The following is a 13,172-nucleotide window of genomic DNA, read 5'->3' as shown; positions in this document are numbered from 1 at the left end:
GGCCGAGGCATCCGCTGTTCTTCTGCTCGGCCTCAGGCGGCGTCCCACCAGCGCAGCACGCGCAGTGCGCGGAGCGTGACCCAGCGGCTCGGGAACCCGTCGTGCTCGCCGTCCATCGCGAAGAGCATCGGGCCCTCGTGGTGGTTCTCGAACGGGAACAGGCCGTTGTCGAGCCGCTTCGCGCGGATCAGCTCGACGGCCTCGGCGCAGCGCTCGTCGCGCTCCGGCCGGGCGAGGCGGAAGTGGTCCAGCCCGCGGAGCACGTCGTAGAACCATCGCCCGGGAACCGACGTCATGGTCATGCGCGGGTCGGGAACGGTGCCGTCGGACTTGCGCCGGAAGAGCCGGCGCTCGAGGAGCCACTCCTCGCCGCGGAGCATGCTCTCCCGCAGCTCGTCGCTGTGACCGGCGTGCTCCCCCCACTGCCAGAGCCCCTCGATGGCGCAGATCGTGGAGTGGAAGGAGCTCGGCGCGGCGGTGTCTTCCTCCCAGCAGTTCCACCCGCCGTCGGCGTGCTGCGTGGCGAGAAGTGTCGCCGCGATCGGAGAGGCGTCGTCGCGCCGGAAGTACCCGCCGACGGTGAGCGCGATGCCGTTGATGCAGGGCTCGATCTCGCCCTCGAAGTAGGGTGCGCCGTTGTACTCCCAGCGGGCACCCTCAGCCGCCCGCTGCACAGCCGCGCGCACCGCGTCGGCACCGGGGTCGACGCCGTACTCGGCCAGCGACTGCAGGGAGAAGTGGGTCGCCGTCCAGGCGTCGTAGAACGGCCGCTCCTCGTCGACCCACCCGGGCCGATAGGTGCCGGCATCCCACCGCCCGTCTGCATCCTGCTCGGCGAGCATCCGGGCGCCCCAGCCTTCGGTCGCCACCCGGGCCCGCTCGGCTGCGACCTCGTCTGCGGGAGCATCGGTGAGGTCGCGCATCACCTGCCAGCGAATCGCCGGGTCGCCGCTCATGAGGTACTCGATGACGTCCATTCCACGCATGCTAGACCGGCCCGGTGACACCGTCACCCGAGCGCTCGTAGGGTGGGGCGGTGAGCACCGATCGGCGCGATGAGATCGCGGCCTTCTACGACGACTTCGGCCGTCGCTGGGCGCACGGCACCTCCCCTCTGTACGAGGACTGGGCGCTCGGCATCGCGCGCGACCCCGAGGTGCTCACGCGGCTCGCGGCGCTCCCCCGGCCGAAGCAGCAGCCGAACCTCATGTTCGCCGCCGCGCGATGGGAGGGCGCGGCGCTGAGCCCGTACCACGAGGTGCGCCCGTGGCTGCTGGAGCACTGGGACCGCATCGTGGGGACGGGCGCCGCCCGCACGGTGCAGACGAACGAGGCCAATCGCTGCGCGACCTGGCTGCCGCCGCTCTCGCGCATCGACGGGCCCGTCGCCCTGCTGGAGGTCGGGGCCGCCGCCGGGCTGTGCCTGTTCCCCGACCGGTACAGCGTCGATTACGCCACGCCCGCCGGCCGAGGGCGCATCGACCCGCCGGACGGGCCGAGCGACGTGGTGCTGGCCTGCACCGTCGACGACGAGGCATCCGTCCCCGCCCGCTATCCCGACGTGGTCTGGCGGCGCGGGATCGACCTCGACCCCATCGACGTCGGCGATGCCGATGCCGTCGACTGGCTCGCGAACCTCATCTGGCCCGGACCCGACCACGACGCCCGCGTCGCCCGCCTGCGTGCGGCCGCCGGGATCGCGGCATCCGATCCTCCCGAGATCGTGCGCGGCGACCTCCTGGAGCGGGTGACGGATGTCGCCTCCGCCGCTCCCCCGGGTGCCACCCTGGTCGTGTTCCACAGCGCGGTGCTGCTGTACCTCGACGCGGCGCAGCGCCGCCGGTTCGCCGACATCATGGGCGGGCTCGGCGACGCGATCGGCCGCCGGGTGGTGTGGCTGTCGAACGAGACGATGGGCACGCTCGAGGAGATCGACGCCCGGGTGCCGCAGCGAACGGCGACCGACCACCGCTTCGTGCAGACGTGGGACGCGCGGCCGATCGCCCTGGCCGGGCAGCACGGCGCGGTGTACGAGACGGCGCCGTTCCGGCGGTGAGGCGGAGCGAGTCCGTCGGGTGCGGGCGTTTCGTCTCGCTTCGCTCGCTCAACGACCGGATCCCGGTGCTCCCAGCCGGATGCGGGCGTTTCGTCTCGCTTCGCTCGCTCAACGACCGCCTCTCCGTAACACTCGGCCTACGGGCAGGGGCGAGCGGGAGAATAGACGGATGGACTGGCAGACCTCCGAAGACACCGTGCCCTCGGCACCGGTGACGGAGGCCGACGCCCGGCTGCTGCTCGGACGCCCGCCCGCCACCGGCGCCTGGCGCGACGGCGATCCGGTCGGCGAGCGCCACTTCGCGGCGTTCGGGTCCTTCCGCACGGAGGGGGGCCGCGAGCTCCCGGCCTACCGCCTCGCCTATGAGACCTGGGGCGAGCTCAACGCGACCCGTGACAACGCGGTGCTCGTGCTCCACGCGTTGACCGGCGACAGCCACGTGCGCGGTCCGGCCGGGGCGGGGCATCCCACCACCGGCTGGTGGGACGAGATCGTCGGCCCCGGCGCTCCGATCGACACCGACCGCTGGTTCGTCGTCGCGCCGAACATGCTCGGCGGCTGCCAGGGGTCGACGGGTCCGGCGAGCATTGGCCCGGACGGCTACGAGTGGGCGTCCCGGTTCCCGTACCTGACGATCCGCGACCAGGTCGCCGCGCAGGTGCGGCTGGCCGACGCCCTGGGGATCGACGTGTGGGCCGGGGTGATCGGCGGATCGATGGGCGGCATGCATGCGCTCGAGTGGGCGGTCGGGCTGCCCGACCGCGTGGAGCGCGTCGGCATCCTGTCGGCGCCGCCCGTCAACACCGCCGACCAGATCGCCCTCAACTCGGTCCAGCTCGAGGCGATCCGCATCGACCCCCGCTTCCAGGGCGGCGAGTACTACGACGCCGCCGACGGCGACGGCCCCAACCGCGGACTCGCCCTCGCGCGACGCATGGCCCTGCTCAACTACCGCTCGCCGACCGAGCTCAACCAGAGGTTCCAGCGCTCGTGGCAGTCGGGCGTCAGCCCGCTCGGCCACGGCGGCCGGTTCACCGTGGAGTCCTATCTCGACTTCCACGGCAACAAGTTCACGCGGCGCTTCGACGCCAACTCGTACATCACCCTCGTCGAGGCGATGAACTCGCACGACGTCGGTCGCGACCGCGGCGGCGTCGACGACGCCCTCGCGCGGGTCACCGCCACAACGCTCGTGCTCGGCATCGACAGCGACCGCCTCTTCCCGATCGACGGCCAGCACCGCATCGCGCGAGGCATCCGCCGCACCCTCGACGGCGACAGCTCGGTCGTGCTCGCGAGCGACTTCGGCCACGACGGCTTCCTCATCGAGACGCACGCCGTAGGCGCGCACGTCCGCCGGCTGCTCGAGGGCTGACCGCACCCGGCTGACGGCGTCGTTCAGTCGGCCCGCGTGTAACGCCAGGGAAGCTCGCCGATCTCCAGACGGTGACGAGCAGCGGATGCCTCGCCCCCTGTCTCCGCTTCGTACTCGGCGTCGCCGTGCCACAGCAGCAGCGGGCCTTCGGCGCCCCGGCGGGCGACGGTCTCGAAGCGCCGGATCCCGCCGAGTCGTGCGGCCGCCAGGACGGAGGGGACGTCGGGGTGGTCCGCCAGGTCGTGCAGAGTGACCCACGTCGGCGGGTACAGGGTCAGCTCCCCTCGCCCGACTCGGCGGCGATCGCCTCGTCGGCGGCGAGGCTGAGCTCGCCGGCCGGTGCCTCGGCGGTGAAGAACCAGGTGCGGATGCGCAGGGCGATGCCGGGTGGCGGGTCCCAGCACGAAAGGGTGACGAGAGCGTCGGCGTCGAGCACGAGCCCGCACTCCTCGAGGGTCTCGCGCACCCCGGCGCGACGGGCGGTGTCCTCCTCGGCCTCACCGTCGGCGGCGCGATCGGCCTCTTCCAGCTTGCCGCCGGGAAACACCCACGCTCCCGCGAACGATCCGCGGTCGGGGCGCTCGATGAGCAGCACCTCCAGGCCGCGGGGCGCGTCGCGCAGGATGACCACGGTGGCCGCGACGGGGATGCCGGGATCCGAGGCATCGTCCGGGCGGCGCGGCCGCGATTCGCCCACGACGTCGGCGAGGGCCCGCGCCGTACGGTCGGGAGTCGGCATCCCGGGCGGGTGGGGCGTGGGCTCAGGCATCCGTCATTCGCCCTGTTCGTCGATCGCCGCCTCGAGGCGCTCGATCTTGCCGTCGAGCTCGCCGCTGTAGCCGGGTCGGATGTCGGCCTTGAGCACGAGCGACACCCGCGAGCCGTAGGGCTGGACGGCTTCGGTTGCGCGCCGGACGACGTCGAACACCGCGTCCCACTCTCCCTCGATCTCGGTGAACATCGACGTCGTGCGATGCGGCAGGCCGCTGGCTCGGACGACGCGTACGGCCGCGGCGACGGCGTCGTGCACCGAGCCGTCGGCGTTGCCGGTGCCGCTGGGAGCGACGGAGAAGGCGACGAGCATGGAGAACCTCCGGGGTTGTCAGGGGGTGGTTGACGGAACAGGGGTGCGTGGGCGCACCCGGCGAGGCACGCGGGCCACTCGGACGACCGCCCACACGAGCAGCGCGACCAGGAGTACATTGCGGGCGGTGAGGATCCCGGCCGCGACGCCGTCGGCGAGGATCAGCCGGTCGTAGAGGACCGGGTAGACCAGCTGCGTCAGAAGGGCGGCGGCCAGACCCGTCACGGCGGGCGCCGCCCACCGCCGGCGGTCGATGACGAGGCCGATGACGAGGGGGGCGATGAGCCACGTGAGGAACTGCGGTGAGCCGACTTTGTTGAAGACGATGAACGCGAGCACCAGGGCCAGGCTCAGCGGGGGGAACAGCGCGGCGAAGCTCACTCCTCGCCAGGCTCTGGCCGCGCCCAGCGCGGCAATCGCGACAACGGCGAGCGCCAGCACCGGCGTCATGGCGGCGATCACGAGGTCGACGTTCGGTCCGGTCACCTGGAAGGTCAGGATCTCGGTGTCGTAATAGACGAAAGCGCCATCGACGCCGGCGACGGCCTGCCAGAGGAACCAGGCCGTGACCGGCGCTTCGAGTTGGAGCCCTCGGCCGGTCTGCCCCGCGACGAAGCCGAGCAGATGGGCTCCGCCCCCCGCTCCGATGACGGCGAGCACGGTGAGGACGGTCACGATGACCGCGCCGCCGAACACGACCAGCCGGCGCCGCACCGCGATCACGGCGGCGGCCAGGAGCGCGGCCGGCCACACCTTCATCCAGGTGCCGACCGCCAGCAGCATCGAGGCGAGGAGGGGACGCCCCACGAGCCACAGGCAGCCGGCGACCGCGAGGGACACGGTCACGCCGTCGAGGCGATACATGCCGACCGGGCCGAGCAGGAGGAGGAAGGCGAGCCAGAATGCCGCCGCATGCACGCGACCGGACGATCGGCCTCGGCCGACGAGAAGCGCGAACGCGAGGGCGTTCGCCGCCGTCACGAGCAGCGCCCACGCGATCTCATAGCCGGCGATCCACTCGAGGCCGAGCGCGACGACCATCGGAACGAGCGCGAGCTGCGGGTAGATCCACGACTCGGTGACGCCCACGATCGACGAGCCCTCGACGGCGTGACGGGCCCACGGCTCGTAGACGAGGGAGACGTCGCCCATCGGATTGTTCGGCAGCACGAAGCCGAGCACGGCCACGACGAGGTGGACCAGCACGAATGCGATCCACAGTTCGGCGCGCCTCGACACCGTGCCATCCTATTCAGCCGCGCGCCGCAGACTCCGACCGCCGCGTGGTCGACCGCACGCGGTTCATCCCGCGTCGAGCACCTCGGCGACCACCCGCGGCAGCGCCTCCGCCACGTCGAGCGCGGTGATCGGTCCGCCGCCCCGCTCCGCCGACGCCTGGCGTGCGGCGTGGCCGTGCAGCCACGCGCCGGCGGCCGCGAGCGCGGCCAGCGACGCGGCATCCGCTCGGCGCTCTCCTGCCACCGCGCCGGCCACAAGCGCCCCGATGACGCCGCCCAGCACGTCGCCGGTGCCCGCCGTCGCGAGCCAGGGCGTGCCCGCGGCCACGTCGAAGGCGGCTCCGTCGGGCGCGGCGACGATGGTCGCCGATCCCTTCAGCAGCACGACTGCCCCGGTCGCCTCCGCGGTCTCGACAGCCGACGCGACGCGGTCGTGCCCGGCGGGGGCGAGGCCGAGCGATGTCCGCAGTCGCGCGTGCTCGCGGTCGTGCGGGGTGAGGATGCGCGGAGCCGTGGCATCGGCGGCGAGGTCGAGGGCACCCGCGTCGACGATCACGGGGTCGGTGTCGTGCAGGATGGCGCGCAGCGCCTCGGTCTCGCCGGAAGCGCGGGACGCGGCATCCGTTCCCGAGCCGATCAGCCAGGCCTGCACCCGCCCGTCGGTCGCGACCGTCTCGGGTCGCCGCGCGAGGACGAGCGCGGTCGGACGCGCCGGACCGACGTACCGGACCATGCCGAGCCCCGTCCGCCACGCCGCCTCGACACCGAGGACGGCCGCGCCGGGGTACGCGTCGGATCCCGTGCGCACCCCCAGCACGCCTCGGGAATACTTGTCGTCGGCGGCCGTTGGCCTATGGAGGACGCGTGCCGTGTCCTCCATCGTCCATGACCGTGTCATGGCGCCACCCTACTCGCGGAGTCTTCCCCGGATGAGCATCCTCTTCACGCCCCTGTCGCTGCGCGACATCACCCTGCGCAACCGGCTGTGGGTCTCGCCGATGTGCCAGTACAGCGCCGTCGACGGCGTGCCGCAGGAGTGGCACCACACCCACCTCGCGCAGTTCGCGTCGGGCGGAGCGGGTCTCGTGATCGCCGAGGCCACCGCCGTGTCACCGGAGGGCCGGATCTCGCCCGAGGACACCGGCCTGTGGACCGACGAGCAGCGGGACGCCTGGCAAGCCATCGTCGCGGCCGTGCGCGCGCGTGGGGCCGTCGCCGGCGTGCAGCTGGCGCATGCGGGCCGCAAGGCCTCGACGTGGTCGCCGTTCTCCGGGCACCGCGGCTCGGTGCCGGTCGCCGAGGGCGGCTGGCAGACCGTCGCCCCCTCGACGATCGCCTTCGAGGGCTTCGCCGCGCCCGTCGCGCTCGACACCGCCGGGATCGACCGCGTCGTCGCCGACTTCGCCGCCGCCGCGGCGCGCGCCGTCGATGCCGGGTTCGAGGTGCTCGAGATCCATGCCGCGCACGGATACCTCCTGCACCAGTTCCTCTCGCCGCTGTCGAACGACCGGACCGACGAGTACGGCGGCTCGCTCGAGAACCGCGCGCGGCTCCTGCTGCGCGTGATCGATGCGGTGACGGATGCCGCGCCCGGCGTCGCCCTGCTCGTGCGCTTCTCCGCCACGGACTGGGCCGACGGCGGCTGGGACGCCGACCAGACCGCGACCGTCGCCCGCTGGGCGGCCGACCGCGGCGCCGACCTGTTCGACATCTCCAGCGGCGGGCTCGTCGCCCACCAGCGGATCACACCCGGACCCGGCTACCAGGTCGACCTCGCGGCGCACGTCGCCCGCGTGGCGGGGGTGCCGGTGAGCGCCGTCGGCATGATCGACGACGCCGCCCACGCGGAGCGGGTCGTCGCCGACGGCCGGGCCACGGCGGTCATGGCCGGGCGCGAGTGGCTGCGCGACCCGCACTACGGCCTGCGCGCCGCCGCCGAGCTGGGCGCCGACATCGACTACTGGCCGAAGCAGTACCTCCGCGCCCGCGTGTGACACCGCACTGTCGCCCCACCCCGTTGAGCGAGCGAGACGAAACGCACCCCAGCCACCGGTCGTTGAGCGAGCGAGCGCAGCGAGCGAGACGAAACGCGCCTCACGTCACCCGGACGCTCGGCGCGCTTCGTCTCGCTCCGCTCGCTCGACGACCCGACGGTACCCGGGTCAGCGCAGGCCGCGGCGGGTGGCGTCCTGCACCTCCCCGATGAGCTCCTCGATGATGTCCTCCAGGAAGAGCACCGCGGTCGTCTCGCCATCCGCGTTGCGCACCTGCGCCAGGTGCCGGCCGGCACGGCGCATGAGCGCCAGTGCGTCCTCGAGATCGGTGGTCTCGAGCACCGGCACCATGTGGTGGATGCGCTTCGCCGGGATCGCGCGCGCGACGTCGGTCGCGGCATCCGGCCCCTCAGCGGCCCGCAGGATGTCCTTGAGGTGCACGTAGCCCAGCGGCGCGCCGTCGTCGCCGACGATCACGTAGCGGGAGAAGCCGTGCTTGGCGACCGCCCGCTCGATCTCATCGGGCGTCGTCGTGTGCGGCAGCGTCACGAGGCCGGCGAGCGGCACAGCGATCTCGGCGGCCTTCTTGTCGGTGAACTCCACCGCGGCCGCGACCGTTCCGGAGGTGTCGTTCAGCACACCCTCCATGCGCGACTGGTTGACGATGGTGGCGACCTCCTCGAGCGTGAAGGTCGAGGCGGCCTCGTCCTTCGGCTCGACGCGGAACAGGCGCACGATGTGGTTCGCGATCCAGTTGAGCGTCACGATCACCGGGTGGAAGACCTTCGACACCCACACCAGCGGAGGCGCGAGCATGAGCACCGCGCGGTCGGGGATGGAGAACGCCAGATTCTTCGGCACCATCTCGCCGAACACGACGTGCAGGTACGAGACCAGCAGGAGGGCGATCACGAACGCGATCACATCGACGGTCCCCTCGGACCACCCTGTGAGAGCCAGCGGCTCGGCGAGCAGGTGATGGATCGCCGGCTCCGACACGTTCAGGATCAGCAGCGAGCAGATCGTGATGCCGAGCTGGCTCGTCGCGAGCATGAGCGTGGCGTGCTCCATCGCGTACAGCGCGGTCTTGGCCGACCGCGAGCCCCGCTCGGCGAGGGGCTCGATCTGCGATCGGCGCGCCGAGATGACGGCGAACTCCGCGCCGACGAAGAAGGCGTTCGCGATGAGCAGCACCACGAGCCATGCGAGTCCGGCCCAGTCGTTCATCGGAGATCACCTCCTTCCGCAGCGGCCTCGTCGTGCGGCATCGGCCGCGGGGTGAAGCGCACCCGGTCGACGCGTCGGCCGTCCATGCGCTGCACCTCGATCGTTCCGTCCTCGACCTCGATGGCGTCGCCCACGACGGGGATGCGCTCGAGCTCGCTCATGATGAATCCGCCGACGGTGTCGTAGACGTCGCCCTCGGGGATTCGGATGCCGGTGCGGTCGCGCACCTCGTCGGGCCGGAGCTCGCCGGGGAAGATGACCGAGTCCTGGGCGCGCACGATGCCGGCGCGACGCCGGTCGTGCTCGTCGAGCACCTCGCCGACGATCTCCTCGACGAGATCCTCCAGGGTCACGACGCCCGCCGTGCCCCCGTACTCGTCGACGACGACGGCCATCTGGTAGCCGCGGGCACGCAGCTCGGACACGAGCGCGTCGAGATGCACGGCTTCCGGGATCCGCAGCGGCTCGGTGGCCAGCGCGGCGGCGGGCACGTCGGTGCGGCGCTCGCGGGGAACGCTGACGGCCGCCTTGAGGTGCACGATGCCGGTGATGTCGTCCATCGAGTCGTCGTACACCGGGAACCGGCTGTGACCGGTGCGCCGAGCGAGCTGGATGACGTCCTCGGCGGAGTCGTCGGCGGCGAGGGCATGCACGCTGGGGCGCGGCGTCATGACGTCGGCGGCGCTCAGCCGGGCGAAGGTGAGGCTGCGGTCGAGCAGCGACGCGGTGTCCTCCTCGAGCACGCCGGCACTGGCGGACCGGCGCACGAGGCTCGAGAGCTCCTCCGCCGTGCGGGCGCCCGACAGCTCCTCCTTGGGCTCGATGCCGACCGAGCGCAACACGCCGTTGGCCGACCCGTTGAGCACGACGATCGCCGGGCGGAAGACCGTGGTGAACGCGACCTGGAACGGCATCACGAGCTTCGCCGTCTGCCGCGGAATCGCGAGCGCGAAGTTCTTGGGCACCAGCTCGCCGATGATCATCGAGAAGATGGTGGCGACCGAGACCGCGATGATCACGGCCAGCGGGCTGACGAGCCCCTCGGGCAGCCGCCAGGCCGTGAACACGGGGCGCAGCAGATTCGAGATCGCCGGCTCCATCGTGTAACCGGTGAGCAGCGTCGTCAGCGTGATGCCGAGCTGCGCGCTCGACAGGTGCGTCGAGGTGATCTTCAGCGCGTTGATCGTCATCGACAGCCGGGTCTCACCGGCCGCCTGGCGAGCTTCGAGGTCGGCGCGATCGAGGTTGACCAGCGCGAACTCGCTCGCGACGAACAACCCGGTCCCGACGGTGAGCAGGAGCCCCACGCCCAGCATGACGTAATCCATCACGCATCACCCCCGATCGAACGGGAGGAGGGTCGGTGGGGCGATCGTCTGCAACTAGGAGGGTCGTCCATTGTGCCGACAAGTCTACGACAGCGGATGCCGCGTCCCGCCGTGCCCTGTCAACCCCCTCTCCCGGCAGCCGCCGGACTCGCAGGATGGTCGCCCGGCGTCTTCGCCGGACTCCTACGACGAGCGGAGAGGCCATGACCGCCACCGACACGGATCGCAAGGACGACAAGAACGCCCCCGACCCCGAGCACCCCGACAAGCCGGACACGCCTCGCGAGATCGAGAAGCGCTCCTGGAAGTACGTCCTCACCAAGACGATCCGCGAGTTCGGCGCCGATGAGTGCACCGACATCGCGGCCGCCCTGACCTACTACGCCGTGCTGGCGCTCTTCCCCGCGCTCCTCGCGGTCTTCTCGATCCTCGGCGTCATGGGGCAGAGCGACCAAGCCGTCAACGCGATCATGGGAATCGTCGAGCAGGTGGCGCCGGATGCGGCCGAGACCGTCCGCGCTCCGCTCGAGGGCTTCGCCGACTCCCCTGCCGCCGGCTTCGCCCTGGTCACCGGAATCGTACTGGCCGTCTGGTCGGCCTCCGGGTACGTGAAGGCGTTCAGCCGCGGCATGAACCGCATCTACGAGATCCGCGAGGGCCGCCCGTTCTGGAAGCTGGTCCCCGCGCTGCTGTTCATCACGGTCATCGGCATCGTCCTGATCAGCCTCGCGCTCATCATCCTCGTGGTCTCGGGCCCCGTCGCCGATGCGATCGGCTCGGCGCTGGGGCTCAGCGAGGTGGTCGTCACCGTCTGGTCGTTCGCGAAGTGGATCGTGCTCGCGATCATCGTCGTCCTGATGGTGGCGATCCTCTACTACGCGAACCCCAACGCGAAGCAGCCCAAGTTCCGGTGGATGAGCCTGGGTGCCCTGCTCGCGATCATCCTGCTCGGCGTCGCGTCGCTGCTGTTCGGCATCTACGTCGCCAACTTCTCGAACTACGACCGCACGTACGGCTCGCTGGCCGGCGTGATCATCTTCCTGCTGTGGCTGTGGATCGCGAACATCGCCCTGCTGTTCGGCGCGGAGTTCGACGCCGAACTGGAACGAGGACGCCAGCTGCAGGCGGGCATCGAAGCCGAGGAGGACATCCAGCTGCCGCCGCGCGACACCCGCAAGAGCGACAAAGCGGCCGAGAAGGAGCGGGAGGACATCGAGGCCGGCCGCCGCATCCGCGCGGAGCACGAGGACGATGACACGGATGACGACGCACCCGAAGGACGCGACGCAAGCGCGCGTGCGCGGCCTACCAGCTGACGGGGAGCGCCTTGCCTTCGTCGTAGCCCGCGGCGGACTGCAGCCCGACGCGCGCGCGGTCGTGGAACTCGGCGACGGTCGAGGCGCCGGCGTAGGTGAACGACGAGCGCACCCCCGACGTGATCATGTCGAGCAGGTCCTCGAGCCCCGGGCGAAGGGGGTCGAGGTAGATCTTGGACGACGAGATTCCTTCGGCGAACAGCTCCTTGCGCGCGAGCTCGTAGGGATCGAGCCGGCCGAAGCGATCGTGCACCGCCTTGGTCGATGCCATGCCCCACGACTCCTTGTAGGTGCGGCCGGCCGCGTCGGTCTGCAGCTCGCCGGGCGCCTCGATGGTGCCCGCGAACCACGAGCCGATCATGACGGATGCCGCGCCCGCGGCCAGCGCCAGGGCGACGTCGCGCGGGTAGCGCACTCCTCCGTCCGCCCACACGTGCGCGCCCATGACGCGCGCGGCCTCGGCCGTCTCGAGCACGGCCGAGAACTGCGGGCGGCCCACGGCCGTCATCATGCGCGTCGTGCACATGGCGCCCGGTCCCACGCCCACCTTGACGATGTCGGCACCGGCCGCCACGAGGTCGTGCACACCTTCCGCGGTCACGACATTGCCGGCAGCGATGGGGATGCCGAGATCGAGGTCCGCCACGGAGCGCAGGGCACGCAGCATCCCCTCCTGGTGTCCGTGAGCGGTGTCGACCACGAGAACGTCGACGCCTGCGGCGGCGAGAGCCTGCGCCTTGGCCGCCACGTCGCCGTTGATCCCGACCGCGGCCGCGACGATGAGGCGTCCCGACGCGTCGACGGCGGGGCGGTACAGGGTCGACCGGAGCCCGCTGCGCCGCGAGAGGGTTCCGACCACGTGACCGTGGTCGACCACGCAGACCGTCTCGGCTCCGGCCGCGACGATCACGTCGAACGCATGCCGGGCGCTCTCGATGTCGACGGCGTCGACGGATGCGACGCGCCCGCGGGCGAGATCGCCGAGGCGTGCGTCGGGCAGCGCCGTGCCCAGCCGGAGGGCGGGCACGATGCCGAGCACGTCATCGATGTCGAGGTGGCCGGACGCGGCATCCGCCACCACGATGCCGTGGCCCTCGGTGGCCGGAAGCAGCCGCGCGGCGTCGGCGACCGTGGCGTGCGGCGGGAGGACGAGCGGGGTGTCCCACGGCACCGGCTGCGCCTTGACCCACCGGATCGCAGCGTCGAGCTCCTGCAGAGGCATGTCCTGCGGCAGCACACCGAGGCCGCCGCGCCGGGCGAGGGTGGCCGCGAGGCGGGCGCCCGTGACGGAGTTCATGTTCGCCGAGACGACCGGGACGGTCGCGGTGGTGCCGTCCCCGGGCGAGAGGTCGACGTCGAGCCGGCTGGTGATCGATGATCGCCGGGGAACGAGGAACACATCCGAATACGTCAGGTCGACGTCGGGCTGGTCGCCGTAGAACTCCATATCGGCCAAGAGTAGTGACAGTTCCTGTGCGGGAAATGATCTGCGTTCTTTCAGCCGGGCAGCGCTCGGGGCCGGGATCACCACCGCAGACTGGGCTACGCTTAACA

At 71.7% G+C, this 13,172-nt stretch carries 12 protein-coding genes; 4 read left to right on the top strand and 8 right to left on the bottom strand.

Translation table 11 applies throughout. The features are described from left to right. Positions 1–32 precede the first annotated feature (32 nt). Positions 33–977, bottom strand: coding sequence for a hypothetical protein (locus tag JX005_RS02615; RefSeq protein ID WP_214465832.1), 945 nt, complete (start codon positions 975–977; stop codon positions 33–35). 59 nt (positions 978–1,036) lie between these two features. Between JX005_RS02615 and JX005_RS02610 the strand changes: the two genes are divergently transcribed. Further along, entirely contained in the window at positions 1,037–2,056 is a 1,020-nt protein-coding gene (locus JX005_RS02610; protein ID WP_214465831.1) for a DUF2332 domain-containing protein, read from the top strand. A gap of 169 nt (positions 2,057–2,225) precedes the next feature. Continuing rightward, the gene (gene metX / locus JX005_RS02605) at positions 2,226–3,431 is read left to right on the top strand and encodes a homoserine O-acetyltransferase MetX (protein WP_214465830.1); all 1,206 of its coding nucleotides are present in this window, start codon (positions 2,226–2,228) and stop codon (positions 3,429–3,431) included. 274 nt (positions 3,432–3,705) lie between these two features. Here the strand turns inward: metX and JX005_RS02600 are convergent, their stop codons facing one another. The 4 genes from JX005_RS02600 to JX005_RS02585 form a co-directional block, all read right to left on the bottom strand. Further along, positions 3,706–4,200, bottom strand: a complete 495-nt coding sequence (locus tag JX005_RS02600) for an NUDIX domain-containing protein (RefSeq protein WP_246533408.1) — start codon at positions 4,198–4,200, stop codon at positions 3,706–3,708. Positions 4,201–4,203: 3 nt separating this feature from the next. Continuing rightward, positions 4,204–4,515: a thiamine-binding protein gene (locus tag JX005_RS02595; protein ID WP_214465829.1), complete on the bottom strand. Its 312-nt coding sequence runs from the start codon at positions 4,513–4,515 to the stop codon at positions 4,204–4,206. Positions 4,516–4,533: 18 nt separating this feature from the next. Further along, the gene (locus JX005_RS02590; RefSeq protein ID WP_214465828.1) at positions 4,534–5,754 is read right to left on the bottom strand and encodes a glycosyltransferase 87 family protein; all 1,221 of its coding nucleotides are present in this window, start codon (positions 5,752–5,754) and stop codon (positions 4,534–4,536) included. Between the two features lie 63 nt (positions 5,755–5,817). Beyond that, positions 5,818–6,651, bottom strand: a complete 834-nt coding sequence (locus JX005_RS02585) for an ADP-dependent NAD(P)H-hydrate dehydratase (RefSeq protein WP_214465827.1) — start codon at positions 6,649–6,651, stop codon at positions 5,818–5,820. Between the two features lie 31 nt (positions 6,652–6,682). Between JX005_RS02585 and JX005_RS02580 the strand changes: the two genes are divergently transcribed. After that, a complete protein-coding gene (locus JX005_RS02580; protein ID WP_214465826.1) occupies positions 6,683–7,747 on the top strand; it encodes an NADH:flavin oxidoreductase/NADH oxidase in 1,065 nt (354 codons plus the stop codon). A 168-nt stretch (positions 7,748–7,915) separates the two neighbouring features. On the opposite strand, the gene JX005_RS02575 is transcribed toward JX005_RS02580, so the two are convergent. Then, a complete protein-coding gene (locus tag JX005_RS02575) occupies positions 7,916–8,974 on the bottom strand; it encodes a hemolysin family protein (protein ID WP_214465825.1) in 1,059 nt (352 codons plus the stop codon). After that, positions 8,971–10,302, bottom strand: coding sequence for a hemolysin family protein (locus JX005_RS02570; RefSeq protein WP_214465824.1), 1,332 nt, complete (start codon positions 10,300–10,302; stop codon positions 8,971–8,973). The genes JX005_RS02575 and JX005_RS02570 overlap by 4 nt, the downstream gene beginning before the upstream one ends. A gap of 203 nt (positions 10,303–10,505) precedes the next feature. Here JX005_RS02570 and JX005_RS02565 point away from each other — a divergent pair, with 203 nt between their 5' ends. Beyond that, positions 10,506–11,618 carry a YihY/virulence factor BrkB family protein gene (locus JX005_RS02565; protein ID WP_214465823.1) on the top strand — a complete coding sequence of 371 codons (1,113 nt, stop codon included), beginning with the start codon at positions 10,506–10,508 and terminating at the stop codon, positions 11,616–11,618. On the opposite strand, the gene guaB1 is transcribed toward JX005_RS02565, so the two are convergent. Next, positions 11,608–13,065, bottom strand: coding sequence for a GMP reductase (guaB1, locus tag JX005_RS02560; protein WP_214465822.1), 1,458 nt, complete (start codon positions 13,063–13,065; stop codon positions 11,608–11,610). The genes JX005_RS02565 and guaB1 overlap by 11 nt on opposite strands. Between the last annotated feature and the right edge of the window lie 107 nt (positions 13,066–13,172).

It is taken from the genome of Microbacterium flavescens, from assembly GCF_018588945.1.
Lineage (GTDB): Bacteria > Actinomycetota > Actinomycetes > Actinomycetales > Microbacteriaceae > Microbacterium > Microbacterium flavescens.
The sequence above is the reverse complement of the archived record's forward strand: the minus strand, read 5'-3'. Positions and strand labels throughout refer to the sequence as shown.

Excerpts from the sequence above, each read along its gene's own strand:
- guaB1 (WP_214465822.1), bottom strand. The coding sequence starts at position 13,065 with ATGGAGTTCTACGGCGACCAGCCCGACGTCGACCTGACGTATTCGGAT.
- JX005_RS02600 (WP_246533408.1), bottom strand. The coding sequence starts at position 4,200 with ATGCCTGAGCCCACGCCCCACCCGCCCGGGATGCCGACTCCCGACCGT.
- JX005_RS02575 (WP_214465825.1), bottom strand. The coding sequence starts at position 8,974 with ATGAACGACTGGGCCGGACTCGCATGGCTCGTGGTGCTGCTCATCGCG.
- metX (WP_214465830.1), top strand. The coding sequence starts at position 2,226 with ATGGACTGGCAGACCTCCGAAGACACCGTGCCCTCGGCACCGGTGACG.
- JX005_RS02585 (WP_214465827.1), bottom strand. The coding sequence starts at position 6,651 with ATGACACGGTCATGGACGATGGAGGACACGGCACGCGTCCTCCATAGG.
- JX005_RS02570 (WP_214465824.1), bottom strand. The coding sequence starts at position 10,302 with ATGGATTACGTCATGCTGGGCGTGGGGCTCCTGCTCACCGTCGGGACC.
- JX005_RS02615 (WP_214465832.1), bottom strand. The coding sequence starts at position 977 with ATGGACGTCATCGAGTACCTCATGAGCGGCGACCCGGCGATTCGCTGG.
- JX005_RS02580 (WP_214465826.1), top strand. The coding sequence starts at position 6,683 with ATGAGCATCCTCTTCACGCCCCTGTCGCTGCGCGACATCACCCTGCGC.
- JX005_RS02595 (WP_214465829.1), bottom strand. The coding sequence starts at position 4,515 with ATGCTCGTCGCCTTCTCCGTCGCTCCCAGCGGCACCGGCAACGCCGAC.
- JX005_RS02565 (WP_214465823.1), top strand. The coding sequence starts at position 10,506 with ATGACCGCCACCGACACGGATCGCAAGGACGACAAGAACGCCCCCGAC.